The organism is Acuticoccus yangtzensis (genome assembly GCF_001927245.1).
Classification (GTDB): Bacteria; Pseudomonadota; Alphaproteobacteria; order Rhizobiales; family Amorphaceae; genus Acuticoccus; species Acuticoccus yangtzensis.
This window is the reverse complement of sequence record NZ_MJUX01000005.1, coordinates 110,554-124,858: the sequence shown is the minus strand read 5'-3', so window position 1 is coordinate 124,858 and position 14,305 is coordinate 110,554. Positions and strand designations below refer to the sequence as shown.

Sequence of the window (14,305 nt, the reverse complement as noted above, 5' to 3'; positions counted from 1 at the left end):
CAGGCTAGGGCTTTTCGCCGATGGGAAGGTTTGCAGGTGGAGGGACCTGCAAACCGCCCGTGCAATCGGTCGCGGCTCACTCCGCCGGGGCGGGGCCGCGGGGCTTGTCGATCTGCGACAGTTCCGCCTCGAGCGCCTTGTCGACGGCCGAGCGCGGCTTGGTGAGGCGGGCGAGGAGATCGTAGAGCACCGGCGTCACGACCAGGGTGAGAAGGCCGGAAACCACCAGCCCGCCGATGATCACCGTGCCGATGGCGATCCGGCTTTCCGCGCCCGCACCCGTCGCGATGATGAGGGGCACCGCGCCCAGGACCGTGGACACGATCGTCATGACGATCGGCCGGAGACGCAGAACGGTGGCCTCCAACACGGCATCGCGCACCGACAGCCCCTCGTCGCGAAGCTGATTGGCGAATTCGACGATGAGGATGCCGTTCTTCGCCATCAGCCCGATGAGCAGGATGATGCCGATCTGGCTGTAGATGTTGAACGTCAGTCCCGTCAGCGCCATCGAGAACACGGCGCCGGCGACGCCCAGCGGCACGGTGAGCATGATCGTCAGCGGGTGGATGAAGCTCTCGAACTGGGCTGCCAGCACCAGGAAGACGATGAGAAGGGCGAGGCCGAAGGTGAAGGCCGCCCCGCTCGACGTCTCCTCGAACTGCTGCGACTGGCCGCGCAGGCTGATTCGCGCTTCCGGCGGCAGAAGCCGGGCGGCCTCCGCCTGCATGAAGGTGATCGCCTCGCCCAGCGTGTAGTCGTCCGCCGTGGTGCCCTCCACGGTGATCGACGGCAGACGGTCGTAGCGGCGCAGCTCGGCCGCGGCGGCCCCCTCGCGGATCGTCACCAGAGTGGAGAGCGGGACGAGCTGGGTGCCGTCGCCGGAGCGCACGAAGATGAAGTCGATGTCGGAGGGTGACGAGCGGTCGTCCGCCTCCGCCTGCATCAGCACCGGATATTCCCGGCCGCGGTCGACGAAGTTGGTCACCTCGCGCGAGGCGAGCAGGGTCTGCAGCGATTGGGCGATGGTTTCGATCGAGACGCCGAGATCGTCGGCCCGCTGCCGGTCGACGGAGATGTAGAGCTGCGGCTGATTCTCCTCGTAGTCCATCTCCATGTTGGCGAGGCGCGGATTGGCCTTCGCGGCCTCCAGCAGGGTGGCCGCCCACTGCTGCACGCTCGGGAAGTCGGGGCCGGAGACCACGATCTGCAGCGGTGTGCGCCCGCCGCGCAGGCCGAGGCCGGACGGGGTGATCGGGAAGCCGCGCGCCGCCGTCACGTTGGACATGCCGGGCCGCAGCGCGTTGGCGATCTCCTGGGCGGACATGTCGCGGTCCTTCCAGTCGGCGAGGCGGAAGACCACGAAGGCGCGGTTGGTGCGGCCCCACGAGCCGGACAGGGTGAAGATGGAGGCGATGTCACCCTCCCGGCGCAGCGGCGCGGCGATCTCCTCCACCTGCCGTGCCGCCTGGTCGGTGAACCCGACCGTTGCCCCTTCGGGAGCGGCGAGCGGCACGAAGGCGACGCCCCGGTCCTCGCGCGGCGTCAGCTCGGAGGGGATCGTCGTATAGACAACCGCGCCGACACCGGCGATGCCGGCCGCCGCCACCAGGACGATGAGCGGGGCCGCCAGCGCCGCCCCCACCACCGCGCGGAAGCCGCGCATGAGCGCGCCCTCGGGCTTCTCGGCGACGCCGGTGTGGCGGCTCAGCACCTTGGAGGCGAGCGCCGGGCACGCCGTCAGCGCCACGAAGGTGGAGATCATCACCGCGCTCGCCATGACGAAGCCGAACTCGGTGAAGAGCCGCCCCACCTGCCCGCCGAGGAAGGAGATGGGAACGAACACGGCGATGAGGGTCAGCGAGGTGGCGATGACCGCGAAGGTCACCTGGCGCGAGCCGAGCACGGAGGCGACGAGCACCGATTCGCCGTTGTCGATCCGCCGCTGGATATTCTCCAGCACCACGATGGCGTCGTCGACGACGAGGCCGATGGCGAGGAGCATCGCGAGAAGCGTCAGAACGTTGATGGAGAAGCCCAGCGCGCCGACGAAGACGAACGTCCCGATGAGCGCGATCGGGATGGTGATGGCCGGGATCAACGTCGCCCGCCACGAGCGCAGGAACACCAGGATCACCGCCACCACCAGGACGAGCGACATGGCGAGCGCCGTCACCACCTCCTTGATCGAGGCGCCGACGAAGATCGCATCGTCCGAGCCGACGGAGATTTCCATGCCGTCCGGGAGGGTGGACGACATCGCCGCGATCTCGTCCCGCACGCCCTGGCTGATGGCGAGCGTGTTCGATTGGCTCTGGCGGATGACGTTGAGGCCGATCGCCGGCCGCCCGTCCGAGCGCACGACGGTGGTGTCGTCCGACACGCCGGGGATGACGCGGGCGACGTCGGACAGGCGGATCGGATAGCCGCCGACCTGGGAGATCACGACGTTGGCGAAAGCCTCGACGTCCGGCAGGCGGCTGTCGAGGCGCACGGTGAGCTGGCGGGTGGTCGATTCGATCTCGCCGGCCGGAAGCTCGACGTTCGCCCGCTGCAGCGCGCTCGAAATGTCGGCCACCGTGAGATTGCGCGCCGCCATGGCCCGACGGTCCAGCCAGATCCGCACCGCGAAGGGTCTGTCGCCGTAGAGGTCGACCGAGGCGACGCCGTTGACGGTGGCGAGACGGTCGACGACGTAGCGATCCACATAGTCGGTGATCTCGGCCGGGGTCATCCTCGTGGAGGTGACGGCGAGGCGCATGACCGGGTCACCGTCCGCGTCGGACTTCACCACCTGCGGCTCGTCCACGTCGTCGGGAAGGTCGCCGCGGACACGGGCGACGGCATCGCGCACGTCGTTGGCCGCCTCGTCGATGTCGCGGCCGATCTCGAACTCGATGGTGATGGAGGAGCGGCCGCGGCGCGACTGCGAGGAGAGCGTCTTGATGCCGGAGATGCCGGAGATGGACGCTTCCAGGATCTCGGTGATGTCGGTGTCGACGATTTCCGGCGAGGCGCCGGTATAGGTGGTGCGCACGGTCACGACGGCGGTGTCGATGTCCGGCAGCTCGCGGATGGGGAGGCCCGTGAGCGCGCCCGCCCCGAAGACGATGATGAGGAGGCTGACGACCGCCGCCAGCACCGGGCGGCGAATGGCGAGATCGGACAGCATCAGGTGCGGCTCCCTGCCGGTGACGCGGCAGCTTCAGGCCGGCCGGGCGTGATGGCCGCGGCCGGGACCGCAGGCGTCTCCACCTCGGTCGGCGTTCCGGGGAGCGGGGTGCGGCCGATCACCCTGACCGGCCCTCCGTCGCGCACGGACTGGATGCCGCGGCTGACGACGAGGTCACCTGCGCCCACACCTTCGAGAACCTCGACGACGCCGTTGCGGCGCAGGCCGGTGCGGATTTCGCGCCGGACCGCCGTGTCGTTCTGAACCAGGTAGATCTGCGAGGTGCCGCCCTCGACGACGAGCGCTTCCTCCGGCACCACCACGGCGCGGCGGTCGTCGAGCGCAAGGTCGAGGCGCATGAACATACCGACGGGGAGGGCGCGGTCGTCGTTCGGCAGGCGGGCGCGCACGCGGAAGGCGCGGCTCACCGAATCGATCCGGCTGTCCACCGCGGCCACCGTGCCGACGAAGGTCCGGCTGGGGAAGGCGGCGCTCTGCGCATGGATCCGCTGGCCCTGGTGAATTTGCCCATAGACGGTTTCGGGCAGGCGGAATTCGATCTCCACTTCGGACAGGTCGTCCAAGGTGGTGAGAACGGTGGACGTTTCGACCCGCGCCCCGAGGTCGACGGAGGAGATACCGAGGACGCCTGAGAAGGGAGCCCGCACGGTCCGGTTCGAGAGGTTGTAGCGCGCCCGCTCCACGGCGGCTTCGGCGACCGAGAGTTCGGCCCGCAGCGTTTCGACCGCAGCCTGGCTGACGGTGGAGGCGTTGGACTGGCGCAGCGTCATGGACCGGTCGAGCGCAGCCCGGCGCTCCTCGGCCTGCGCCTCGTACTCGTTCAAGGTCGCCTGCTCGATCATCGGATCCAGCCGGGCGATGATGTCGCCCTCGTCGATCTGCATGCCGGGGGTGATGTTGAGCTCGACGATGCGCCCGTCGTCCAGCGGGACGATGTCGACCGACTGGAGGGCGCGGGTGGTGCCGACCGCCTCCACGCGGCGTTCCAGAACCCGTTCGGCGGCGACCGCAGCCTCGACCGCGACGGCCCGTGCTCCGCTTCCTCCGGCGGCGGCCGGGGAGGGCGCGGCGGCGGTGTCCTCGCTCGCCGGGCGTTCCAGGTAGACGAGGTAGCCGAGGCCCCCCACCGCTGCGAGAAAAACGAGCAGAACGAGTTGGCGTGTCAGGCTCATAGATGTCTCCAGGCCGAGGGCGATCGGTGCCCAGCAGCCTTTGGGCATGGGACTATTGCGCCAGCGATGAGGTCCGGCAACGGGCTTTCACAGCATTCACTGCGCCAAATCAGCCAAACCTGACGTGAATAAAGGGGGTGCGCGACATTCAGCCGCCAAATCGCGTCACGCCGGCCCGATGCGAGGCGACCTCCCCCGGCGGCAGCGCGGAGGAGGACGTCAGTCGCTAGAGGCCGCGCGCCTTCAGAAGCGCACTGAGGGCCTCCGGCTGGGAGGTGGAGGGCGGGTGCGGCAGCGATTGGAGGCTCATCCGCGTCAGCGCGCCGAAGGTGGTGCGGGCCACCAGCCGCTGGGCGATCAAGGCATCGATTTCGTTGAGGTCGCGCCGCGGGCCGGTATAGGCGTCGGCGGCGATCACGAGGGTCGGCCGCGCCGAGGCGACGGCCTCGGTGACCATGGACAGGCTGTCCGCGGTGACGAGGATCAGGTCGGTCTCGAACGCCTCGGCATTGGACGCGAGCCCGGCCTGCGCATAACGCACATAGCGCACGCGGCCATCCATGGTGCCGAGCGCGCCGGAGAAGGTGTCGAACAAGGCGTGGGCGGTGCGCCGCGAATCATAGGCGATCAGCGTCCACTCCGGCTCGCTTTCGAGGATGGAGCGCAGTGCACGGGCGAGGGTGAGCATGTCCCGCTCGGTATAGGCGTAGTGCTTCGATTCGCCGCCCATCATCACGGCGATCGTATGCGGCCCCGGCTCGCGCACCGGCACAGGCGGGCGCAGCCTCGCCGCGTCGATGTCGGTCGGGCGCGGGGCGAGGATGGCACAGCGCGCGCCGGACGGCACCGGCGTCAACAGCGCGGTGACGCCGAATTGCGGGCGCTTGGGGAAACCGCAATAGATGTTCTTGGCCCCCAGCGCGCGGGCGATGGCGATGTTGGCCGCCGCTGTGGAAGGGCCTGTGGACACGACGATGTCCGCCGACGCGGGGAGCGTGCCGGAGATCTCGACGTTGCCGGCGATCCAGCGGCGGGCGGGCATGAAGGCGGCGGTGATCCTGTGCAGGCGGCGCGACAAGGGCCGGCGCTCGCGCATCCTCACCCATGTCGTCTCGAGGGTGCGGTGCTGCGCGAGGGCGGCCAAGACGCCTGACGAGGTGCGGTCATGGCCGGCCACCCCGTCGGTAAGGACGACGACCCGCGCTACCGCCAATTCTGCGCAATCCACGGTGTCGGCCGGACGTGCTTGCGGATGCGCTTGTACCACGTCTTTTCGGGCCACACCCCGTCGCGGGCATGGTCGGGGTTGGGATAGCCGGTGAAGCAGACCACCTTGGCGTCGTCCGGCAGCCGCGCCGTCATCACGTAGTTGAGCGGGAAGGGCGGCATCAGCGAATGTTTGAAGGAGACGCACCAGGGCGCGGGCCAATAGGTCTTCGATGCGATGGTGCGCGATTTGAAGGTCTGGCTGTTGGGGTGCTTGGCGACGGTCCCGGCGGGGTCGGCCATCAGCGTGCGGTAGACCTCGGTATGGGCGCCTGCGGTGAGGCGGAAGACCGACGTGTTGCCGATGCCGGACCCCTTCTGCGTCCAGTTCTCGATCACGCAGTAGGTGGCCTCGGGCGCGAAGTCGAAGAAGTCGTCGATGCCGCCGGTGACGACGACGTCGAGGTCGAGGAACAGGAAGTTGCCGGTGAGGCCGCCGACGCCGTCCTGGGTCAGCGCGATCTTGCGCCAGGCCTTGTTGATGTGGCTCGGCGGCAGGTCGATGTGCGGCAGCGGCATCGTCTCGATCGCGGGATCGAGGCCGGTGGTGTCATCGGTAAAGCAGATGAAGCGGAGCGGGCGGGTCGTGTGGCGCCGCACCATGTTGAAGAGGGTGTTGGCATAGTCGGAGCCGTATACGGTGCCCCATTTCATGCACACGACGGTTTGTGGCGCGGCGGTCATGATTCCTCTTCAGGCCGCCGGTCTTTGGAAGGCGATGTGTGACGGCGGCCCGGCAACCGATGGGCCGAACCGGCGTGGAATTCAAGCGTCGATCGCGTTGGAGCGGGCCGCGAGGTCTCGCATGATGCACATGACCGCCGTGCGTCGCTCGGGCGTCATCGCGGTGTAGAGGGAGAGACATTCTGTGGCTTCCGGCCCCATGTCGACGCCGTCGACCAAATAGGTGACCGTCGTCTGCAGGACGTGCGCGAGTTTCTGCAGGTTGTCGATGCGCGGGGTGGCGCCTTTTTGTTCGAGGATCTGCGTCAGGTAGGCGGGATTGAGCCCCGCCTCGCTGCACACTTGTGACCGAGTCTTTCCACTGGCCACGAGGCAACTGCGCAGGCGCGAGCGCCAGTCGCTGATCTCGATGGGGCTATATTGCTGTTGCACGGGGACGTCCTTGAAATCGGTTCAGCCGATGTGCCGATCCCACCAGGGAACGAAAGCCTGTATCGTGAATAGTTATGCCGCAGATTGTAATCATACGCAAATTTGCAGGCAACCTCTGACCGGCATAGAAACAGGATAAAAATCGGACGTTGCGGCGCTGCTTCGCCTTATGGCCTGAAAGCGCTCGGCAATTGAATGCCATAACATTGTCAGGGCGTTAGGCACATGGCGCGCCCGGTCTTCCGGAATATTTCCCTCTCGCCTTAGAATTTTTTTGCGGCAGTTCGTCCTATCCTCATGGATGATCCCACACGCCATAGGACACACCGATGGCTTCACGGCTGCGCACCGGCGATCAAAACTTCGCGGCACCGGGGGAATCTGCTCGGGCGGCCGGGTCAATGGCGCGTCGCCTCTTGTCCTTCGCCGCTCCGTCCTCTTTGTGGGGCCATCGACTGCCCATTCCAACGGGGCGGACAAGGAGAGCCCATGATCCCACGCTATAGCCGCCCCGAGATGGCCAACATCTGGTCGCCGGAATCGAAATTCCGCATCTGGTTCGAAATCGAGTCCCACGCTGCCGATGCGATGGCCGAACTCGGCGCGATCCCCGCCGAGGCCGCCCGCATCATCCGCGAGAAGGGCGGCGCTGCGACCTTCGACGTCGACCGCATCGACGAGATCGAGCGTGAGACGAAGCACGACGTCATCGCCTTCCTGACGCATCTTGCCGAGATCGTCGGCCCCGAGGCGCGCTTCGTCCACCAGGGCATGACCTCATCGGACGTGCTGGACACCACCCTGGCGGTGCAGCTCACCCGCGCGACCGACCTTCTGATCACCGACGTCGAGGCGCTGTTGGCTGCGATCAAGCGCCGGGCGATGGAGCACAAGCTGACGCCGACCATCGGCCGCAGCCACGGCATCCACGCCGAGCCGACCACCTTCGGCCTGAAGCTCGCCCAGGCCTACGCCGAGTTCGATCGCTGCCGCACCCGCCTCATCGCGGCCCGCGCGGAAGTCGCCACCTGCGCCATCTCCGGTGCGGTCGGCACCTTCGCCCACATCGATCCGCGGGTCGAAGCCCATGTGGCCGCGCAGATGGGCCTCACCGTGGAGCCGATTTCCACCCAGGTGATCCCGCGCGACCGGCACGCGGCCTATTTCGCCGCGCTCGGCGTGGTCGCCTCCTCGGTGGAGCGCCTGGCGACGGAAATCCGCCACCTGCAGCGCACCGAGGTGGGTGAGGCGGAAGAAGCGTTCGGCAAGGGCCAGAAGGGCTCGTCGGCGATGCCGCACAAGAAGAACCCCGTCCTGACCGAGAACCTGACCGGCCTTGCCCGGATGGTGCGCGCCTACGCCCTGCCGGCGATGGAGAACGTCGCCCTGTGGCACGAGCGGGACATCTCGCACTCCTCGGTCGAGCGTTATATCGGCCCCGACGCGACTGTGACGCTGGACTTCGCGCTGGCCCGCTTGACCGGGGTGATCGACGGTCTGGTGGTGAAGAGCGACAAGATGGCGGCGAACCTTGCCATGCTGGGCGGGCTCTTCCATTCGCAGCAGATCCTGCTGTCGCTCACCGTGGCCGGGGTCGCGCGTGAGGAGGCCTATCGCTGGGTCCAGCGCAACGCCATGCGCGCCCATGCCGGCGACGGTGCGTTCCGCGACCTCATCGAGGCGGACCCCGACATTTCCGCGACGTTGAGCGCCGAGACGCTGGCGAAGGCGTTCGACGATGCCGCCCATACGCGCCACGTGGAGACGATCTTCTCGCGCGTCTTCGGCGCGTAGCCCTGACGGGATGACGTGATGGGGCCGGCCCTTTCCCTTCGGGCGGGGCCGATCCATCCTCCGAGGGCCGCCGCGTCACCTGCGGGCGAACCTCAAGGAGGGCCTATGTCTCATGGTTGGACGGCGATCGCCGCGGCGGCCGCCGTACTGGCGTTCAGCGCATCGCTGCGGCCGGCTCTGGCGCAGAACGTCATCTCGCCCTACCAGATCCAGGAGATCCGCCGCAGCGTGCCGGACTGCCGCCGCAATCCGCAGCTCGCCTGGCGCGGGGACGTGTCGGGCCGCGCCGAATTTCCCAACGGGGGGTTCGTAGTGGTGGCCTTTTCCGGCTGCTTCGACACCGAATCGGCGTGCACCCGCTGGGTGAACCGCACCACGAGCGCCTTCAGCGGGCCGATCTACGCCTTGCATTGCAGGCGGCGGTAAAACGCGCCACCGTGCCGGTCGGCCGGGGCGGCGACCTTTGCAGCGCCGGCGGCGGGAGGACAAGACGATGGCGATGAAGATGATGGCAGCGGCGGGACTGCTGGCGCTGGGGACGTTGGGCGCGGTGAGCGGCGCGTCCGCGCAGGCGGCTCTGTCCGAGGCCGATATCCAGCGCATTCGTGAGAGCGCGCCGAAATGCGAGGCGCACCCGTCCCATACATGGGAGGGCCGCGTTTCGGGCGATACCGAGAACCTGATCGGCGCGACGATCCCGGTGTCCTTCGTCGGTTGTTTTCCGACAGAGGCGGAGTGCAACACCTGGAAAGACCACACCAGCGGCTACATTACCGGGCGCATCATCCAGTTCAGCTGCGCACAGCGCGGCGGGTGAACGCACCGGAGACGCGGGCCAGCCGTCGGCCTCGAAGCTCCAGAATTCACACACGAAAAAGGCGGCGGACCGGTGCACGGTCCGCCGCCTTTTTCGTTCCGGGGCCTGACCCTGCCCGTCAGCGGGCGGGGCGGCGGTTCGTACCGCCGGACCCGATGCGCTTAACGCTCGTCCGCCTGGCGGACCATGCCGCCCTTGCGCGGGTGCGCGGCGCGGGCGCCGCCGGCAGCGCGGAAGCTGCGCGCCCGGCGCTCGTCATCGTCACGGGCGCGGTTGGCGCGTACCGCTCCTTCGAACCCATTGTCTGCATACGCCCGGTCGAGGCGACCGTCGTAGCGAGCAAGGAAAAGATACTTCCACATCTTGGCTCTCCTATCCGTCACCAGCGACCGCCTCGGCCGGAGAAACCCGGCCTGCGCGATCCTGAACCTCACTTCTGCTCATCGGCAGCGACTCTTATGTAGCAAAAGCGCACTCAATGCGCAATAGCTTTTTCGTGAGAGCACCGTGTGCGCGTTACGACGGGTATAGTGTCATGAAACTGTCGTGGAAGCGACTAGGTTCCGGGCAGGCCCAAAAAAAAAGCGGCGCCGGAGCGCCGCTTTTGGTGTCGTCACAGGAGAGGACGACGTCTCAGGTCTCCTGAATGGCGGAGAGCTGCCAGGTGCCGCCGACAGGGCGCACGAAGGTCCAGATCTCGGTCGTCTCGCTCGGGGTGGTGTCGCCTTCGCGAATCTCGCCGGTCTGCCGGTCGCGCATCACGTCGACGCTTTCGTAGCGCATCGCCACGGTGGCATATTCCTGATTGCCTTCGCGCCAGGCTTCGGACAGGTCGCCCTCCAGGAATTTGACGCCGGTCACCTCGTTGCGCACGCCGTTGACCGCGTTCTGGCTCAGCTCTTCGGAGAGGAAGGAGACGATCTCGGGGGTGCAGCGGGCGCGCAGGGCCGCATAGTCCTCGCGGGTGAAGGCGGCCTGCACCTCGGCCAGGAGCTGCTCGAAGGCGTCGTAGTCGTCACCGCCGAGGCCGATCTCGTCCGACGGGGCGCCGGAGCCGCTCTGAGGTGCGCCCATGGCAGCACCGCCGCCCGTCGCGCCGCTTCCCATGCCGCTGCCGCCGCCGAAGAGACCGCCGCGGGGCGCGCCTTGGGTCTCGTAAGCGTGCGAGCTGGTGTCCTGCCGGGGCGGGGCCTGGAAGCGGTCGCGGGAGGAGGAGGCGCCGGCCATCGCCGTCTGCTGCTGGCGGCCGCGGAACAGGCGCATGACCAGCATGACGACGAGGATGCCGAGGCCGACCTGCAGAAGAAGGCCGAGGAAGCCGGCCATACCGCCGAGGCCGTTGCCCATCAGCATGCCGATGAGGCCGCCCAGCATCAGACCGCCGAGGAGACCGCCGGCGAGGCCGCCGAACATGCCGCGACGGCCCTGCTGCGCGGCCTGGGCGCCGGCCGCGGACTGCGGGGCGGCCTGCTGGCGCGGGGTCATCGAGTTGTTGATCGGGCTCGTCGTGCGCGGGGCCGTGCTCGTCGGGGCGGGGGCGCTGAAGGTGCGCGCGCCGCGGCTGCCGAACGAGCCGCCGCGCCGGGCCTCGGCATAGTCGACGGTCACGAGCGAGACGCTCATGGCGAGGACGGCAAGGGCCATCACAGCCTTCAGGGAGTGGAAGAAACGCATTGTCACCTCGGTGAGGGGGTGGGTTTGCAGATGCATATGGGGGTTGCGCCAGGCGCATACAATTTCAGCAACGGCCTTCGTTCCGCATTGTCATGCGGTGAAGCACCGCACCCCCATGGTGGACCGGCGGGCGGAGCCTCCCCGTACCGTGATGACGCACCGCGCACCGGCTGACATAAGAGACGGTAACTTCGCCGGACGCCGCATGGAGGGGACGTGACCGGATCGAACGCGCGTCCGTCACCTGCCGCAGCGCGGGCGGACCGGCACTATCACCGGCGCCGGCGCATCCTCGCCGTCTTGGACGGTTATGATCCTGTCTTCGGCCGCGCGGTGGCGTTGGCCATCCAGGCGCTGATCATCGTCTCCGTCGTCTCGATCGCGGTGGCGACGATGCCGAACCTGCCGCCGTGGCTCCATAGAGCGCTCCTCATCGAGGAGTGGGTCGTCGTCGTCATCTTCCTGGCCGAGTATGTGCTCAGGGTTTATGCAGCGCCCCACCGGCTGCGCTACATCTTCTCCTTCTTCGGGCTCGTCGACCTCATGTCGATCCTGCCGACGCTGCTGCTCCTCGGCTACGATGTGCGCTCCATCCGCGCGCTGCGAGCGATGCGTGTGCTGCGCCTCTTCAAGCTCATCCGCTATGTGAAGGCGTTCGAGCGGCTGGGCCGGGCGTTCGCGCGGGTGCGGGACGAGCTGACCGTGTTCGCCGCGATCGCGATCATCATTCTCTATTTCTGCGCGACGGCGATCTACCATTTCGAGCATGAGGCCCAGCCGGAGGCCTTCGCCTCGATCCCCAAGGCGATGTGGTGGGCGATCGTGACGCTGACGACGGTCGGCTATGGCGACGTCTATCCGATCACCGTGGGCGGACGGATCTTCACCGGAATGGTGTTGATTTTGGCGCTCGGCATCATCGCGGTGCCGACCGGCCTTCTGGCGACGGCGCTGTCAGAGCAGGTCCACGCCGAGCGGAACGAGGAGGGCGGCCGCGGCAGCGCCCCGGCGGCGCAAGAGCCGGGCGACTAAGGCCCTTTGCGGTCGACAAGCGCGCGCTGGGGGCCCAATTGGGCAGGTGTCATCATCCGCGTTCGAAGTCCGATGCCAACAGATCCATTCAACCGCCGCGTCCTCGTTCTGGCCGGTGCCGCCGCCATCCTCATGCTGGCCTACGAGGCGGGGCCGGCGCTGCGCCTTGCCCTGATGTCGCCCGCCGCCGAGCCGCGAACCGTCACAGCCCGCGGTGACCTTGCCGCCAGCGAGGCTTCGGTGATCGAGGCCTTCGAGGCCTCGCGCGACGCGGTGGTGTCGATCTCCACCTCGCGCCGCGTCGTCGACTATTGGACGCGCAACGCCCATGACGTTCCGCGCGGCACCGGGTCCGGCTTCTTCTGGGACAAGGCGGGGCACGTCGTCACCAACAACCACGTGATCCAAGGGGCGAGCGCGGCGACGGTGCGGCTGGCGGACGGGCGGCAGTTCGATGCCGTTCTGGTCGGCGCCGATCCCACCCACGACCTCGCCGTTCTTCAGATCGACGTGCGCGACGCGGACCCGCCGGTTCTCCCCATCGGCACCAGCGCCGACCTCAAGGTGGGGCAGAGCGTGATGGCGATCGGCAACCCCTTCGGCCTCGACTGGACGCTGACGACGGGCATCGTCTCCGCGATCGACCGGGAATTGCCGAACGAGACGGGCGGGCTGATCCGCGGCCTGATCCAGACCGATGCGGCGATCAATCCCGGCAATTCGGGCGGGCCTTTGATCGATAGTGCGGGGCGGCTGATCGGCGTCAACACGGCGATCTACAGCCCGTCCGGGTCGAGTGCGGGGATCGGCTTCGCGGTGCCGGTGGACACGGTGAACCGCGTCGTGCCGCAGATTTTGAAGGCCGGCCGCTATACGCCGCCGGTGCTTGGCGTCGCGTCGGACCAGCGGGCGGACGAGATTTTGGCGCGTCAGGGGCGCACGGGGGTGATGGTTCTGGGGGTCGATCCCGGCAGCCCCGCGGCCAAGGCGGGGCTTGTTCCGGCGCGTCTGACGGGGCGCGGCCAGGTGGTTCCGGGCGACGTGATCGTGGCGCTGGACGGAGAGGCGCTGCGCGATACGGCGGATTTGCGGGCGGCGCTGGACCTTCGCGAGGCCGGTGACGTGATCACGCTGAGCGTGATGCGCGCAGGTTCACGTCTAGAAGTTGAGATTACTTTAGAAGCAGCGCAATGACAGCCAAGAGGGGACGGGAGGCTTGGGGGCGGTGGACGTGCCACCGAGCGTCCGCTAAGAGACCTTATCCGCTGGGGTTCCAGTCGGCCGCACTTCGTCACGTTCGCGCCGCGCGAGAGACCGCATGACCATTGCCTCGCTGTTCTTCTACCTCTTTGCCGTGGTCTTGTTGGCCTCGGCGTTGATGGTGATCTCGTCGCGAAATCCGGTTCACTCTGTACTGTTCCTGATCCTCGCATTCCTTAACGGTGCCGGCATCTTTATGCTGACCGGCGCCGAGTTCCTCGCCCTGATCCTGATCGTGGTCTACGTGGGTGCGGTGCTCGTCCTGTTCCTCTTCGTCGTGATGATGCTCGACGTGGACTTTGCCCAGTTGCGGCAAGGCTTCATGCAGTATCTTCCGGTGGGGGCGCTGGTCGGTATCGTGCTTCTCGTGGAGCTGATCCTGGTCCTCGGGGCCTACACCTTGGCGCCGGCTGTGGCTGAGCACGTCGTCGTGCCGATACCGCCACCGTCCGAGGTGTCGAATACCGAGGCGCTCGGCCTGGTCCTCTATACGCGCTACGCCTTCTACTTCCAGGTGTGCGGGCTCATCCTGCTGGTTGCGATGGTGGGGGCGATCGTCCTGACCCTACGCCACCAGGCGAATGCCAAGCGCCAGAACGTGGCCGCGCAGGTCAACCGCAGCGTCGAGGACTCGGTCGAAGTTCGCGACGTGGCATCGGGCAGGGGGCTCCAGTTGTGATCGACATTTCCCACTACCTGACCGTCTCGGCGATCCTGTTCGTCATCGGTGTGTTTGGCATTTTTCTCAATCGAAAGAATGTCATCGTCATTCTGATGTCGGTCGAATTGATCCTGCTCGCGGTGAACATCAACTTCGTCGCCTTTTCGGCGGAGTTGAACGACCTGGTGGGTCAGGTCTTCGCGCTCTTCGTTCTCACGGTGGCGGCGGCCGAAGCCGCCATCGGCCTCGCCATCCTGGTGGCCTTCTTCCGCAACCGTGGCTCGATCGCGGTTGAAGACATCGACACGCTGAAGGGCTGA

14 protein-coding genes are annotated in these 14,305 nt (G+C 67.5%); 7 read left to right on the top strand and 7 right to left on the bottom strand.

The genetic code is table 11. From position 1 onward, the window contains the following. Positions 1-76 precede the first annotated feature (76 nt). The 5 genes from BIX52_RS13960 to BIX52_RS13940 form a co-directional block, all read right to left on the bottom strand. Complete coding sequence (locus tag BIX52_RS13960; protein WP_211098183.1) at positions 77-3,172, bottom strand: efflux RND transporter permease subunit; 3,096 nt, start codon at positions 3,170-3,172, stop codon at positions 77-79. Continuing rightward, complete coding sequence (locus BIX52_RS13955) at positions 3,172-4,365, bottom strand: efflux RND transporter periplasmic adaptor subunit (protein WP_075221694.1); 1,194 nt, start codon at positions 4,363-4,365, stop codon at positions 3,172-3,174. The genes BIX52_RS13960 and BIX52_RS13955 overlap by 1 nt, the downstream gene beginning before the upstream one ends. A gap of 226 nt (positions 4,366-4,591) precedes the next feature. Beyond that, positions 4,592-5,578 (bottom strand): ELM1/GtrOC1 family putative glycosyltransferase, encoded by a 987-nt coding sequence (locus BIX52_RS13950; protein WP_075221693.1) that lies wholly within the window; start codon positions 5,576-5,578, stop codon positions 4,592-4,594. Then, positions 5,569-6,315 carry a hypothetical protein gene (locus BIX52_RS13945; RefSeq protein WP_083660269.1) on the bottom strand — a complete coding sequence of 249 codons (747 nt, stop codon included), beginning with the start codon at positions 6,313-6,315 and terminating at the stop codon, positions 5,569-5,571. Before BIX52_RS13945 ends, BIX52_RS13950 begins: the two co-directional genes overlap by 10 nt. An 81-nt stretch (positions 6,316-6,396) precedes the next feature. Continuing rightward, on the bottom strand, positions 6,397-6,747 hold the full coding sequence (locus BIX52_RS13940; protein ID WP_075221692.1) for a helix-turn-helix domain-containing protein: 351 nt from the start codon (positions 6,745-6,747) through the stop codon (positions 6,397-6,399). Positions 6,748-7,236: 489 nt separating this feature from the next. Between BIX52_RS13940 and purB the strand changes: the two genes are divergently transcribed. The 3 genes from purB (at position 7,237) to BIX52_RS13925 (ending at position 9,358) form a co-directional block, all read left to right on the top strand. After that, positions 7,237-8,541, top strand: a complete 1,305-nt coding sequence (gene purB / locus BIX52_RS13935) for an adenylosuccinate lyase (RefSeq protein ID WP_075221691.1) — start codon at positions 7,237-7,239, stop codon at positions 8,539-8,541. 105 nt (positions 8,542-8,646) lie between these two features. Further along, positions 8,647-8,967, top strand: a complete 321-nt coding sequence (locus BIX52_RS13930) for a hypothetical protein (protein ID WP_075221690.1) — start codon at positions 8,647-8,649, stop codon at positions 8,965-8,967. A gap of 67 nt (positions 8,968-9,034) precedes the next feature. Then, positions 9,035-9,358 (top strand): hypothetical protein, encoded by a 324-nt coding sequence (locus BIX52_RS13925; protein ID WP_075221689.1) that lies wholly within the window; start codon positions 9,035-9,037, stop codon positions 9,356-9,358. A gap of 161 nt (positions 9,359-9,519) precedes the next feature. On the opposite strand, the gene BIX52_RS13920 is transcribed toward BIX52_RS13925, so the two are convergent. Together BIX52_RS13920 and BIX52_RS13915 are read right to left on the bottom strand one after the other, a co-directional pair. Beyond that, positions 9,520-9,720: a hypothetical protein gene (locus BIX52_RS13920; RefSeq protein ID WP_083548170.1), complete on the bottom strand. Its 201-nt coding sequence runs from the start codon at positions 9,718-9,720 to the stop codon at positions 9,520-9,522. Between the two features lie 271 nt (positions 9,721-9,991). Further along, a complete protein-coding gene (locus BIX52_RS13915) occupies positions 9,992-11,032 on the bottom strand; it encodes a Tim44 domain-containing protein (RefSeq protein WP_075221865.1) in 1,041 nt (346 codons plus the stop codon). 216 nt (positions 11,033-11,248) lie between these two features. On the opposite strand from BIX52_RS13915, the gene BIX52_RS13910 reads away from it, so the two are divergent. From BIX52_RS13910 to nuoK, 4 genes are all read left to right on the top strand, one after another. Continuing rightward, positions 11,249-12,064 (top strand): ion transporter, encoded by an 816-nt coding sequence (locus BIX52_RS13910; RefSeq protein ID WP_205647832.1) that lies wholly within the window; start codon positions 11,249-11,251, stop codon positions 12,062-12,064. A 72-nt stretch (positions 12,065-12,136) separates the two neighbouring features. Next, a complete protein-coding gene (locus tag BIX52_RS13905) occupies positions 12,137-13,258 on the top strand; it encodes a S1C family serine protease (protein WP_075221687.1) in 1,122 nt (373 codons plus the stop codon). 124 nt (positions 13,259-13,382) lie between these two features. Next, positions 13,383-14,003: an NADH-quinone oxidoreductase subunit J gene (locus tag BIX52_RS13900; protein ID WP_075221686.1), complete on the top strand. Its 621-nt coding sequence runs from the start codon at positions 13,383-13,385 to the stop codon at positions 14,001-14,003. Further along, on the top strand, positions 13,979-14,305 hold the full coding sequence (nuoK, locus tag BIX52_RS13895; RefSeq protein ID WP_075221863.1) for an NADH-quinone oxidoreductase subunit NuoK: 327 nt from the start codon (positions 13,979-13,981) through the stop codon (positions 14,303-14,305). Before BIX52_RS13900 ends, nuoK begins: the two co-directional genes overlap by 25 nt.

What these genes read in the sequence shown, in the direction of transcription:
- BIX52_RS13960 (WP_211098183.1), bottom strand. Translation starts at nt 3,172, where the DNA reads ATGCTGTCCGATCTCGCCATTCGCCGCCCGGTGCTGGCGGCGGTCGTC.
- BIX52_RS13955 (WP_075221694.1), bottom strand. Translation starts at nt 4,365, where the DNA reads ATGAGCCTGACACGCCAACTCGTTCTGCTCGTTTTTCTCGCAGCGGTG.
- BIX52_RS13945 (WP_083660269.1), bottom strand. Translation starts at nt 6,315, where the DNA reads ATGACCGCCGCGCCACAAACCGTCGTGTGCATGAAATGGGGCACCGTA.
- purB (WP_075221691.1), top strand. Translation starts at nt 7,237, where the DNA reads ATGATCCCACGCTATAGCCGCCCCGAGATGGCCAACATCTGGTCGCCG.
- BIX52_RS13930 (WP_075221690.1), top strand. Translation starts at nt 8,647, where the DNA reads ATGTCTCATGGTTGGACGGCGATCGCCGCGGCGGCCGCCGTACTGGCG.
- BIX52_RS13925 (WP_075221689.1), top strand. Translation starts at nt 9,035, where the DNA reads ATGGCGATGAAGATGATGGCAGCGGCGGGACTGCTGGCGCTGGGGACG.
- BIX52_RS13920 (WP_083548170.1), bottom strand. Translation starts at nt 9,720, where the DNA reads ATGTGGAAGTATCTTTTCCTTGCTCGCTACGACGGTCGCCTCGACCGG.
- BIX52_RS13915 (WP_075221865.1), bottom strand. Translation starts at nt 11,032, where the DNA reads ATGCGTTTCTTCCACTCCCTGAAGGCTGTGATGGCCCTTGCCGTCCTC.
- BIX52_RS13905 (WP_075221687.1), top strand. Translation starts at nt 12,137, where the DNA reads ATGCCAACAGATCCATTCAACCGCCGCGTCCTCGTTCTGGCCGGTGCC.
- BIX52_RS13900 (WP_075221686.1), top strand. Translation starts at nt 13,383, where the DNA reads ATGACCATTGCCTCGCTGTTCTTCTACCTCTTTGCCGTGGTCTTGTTG.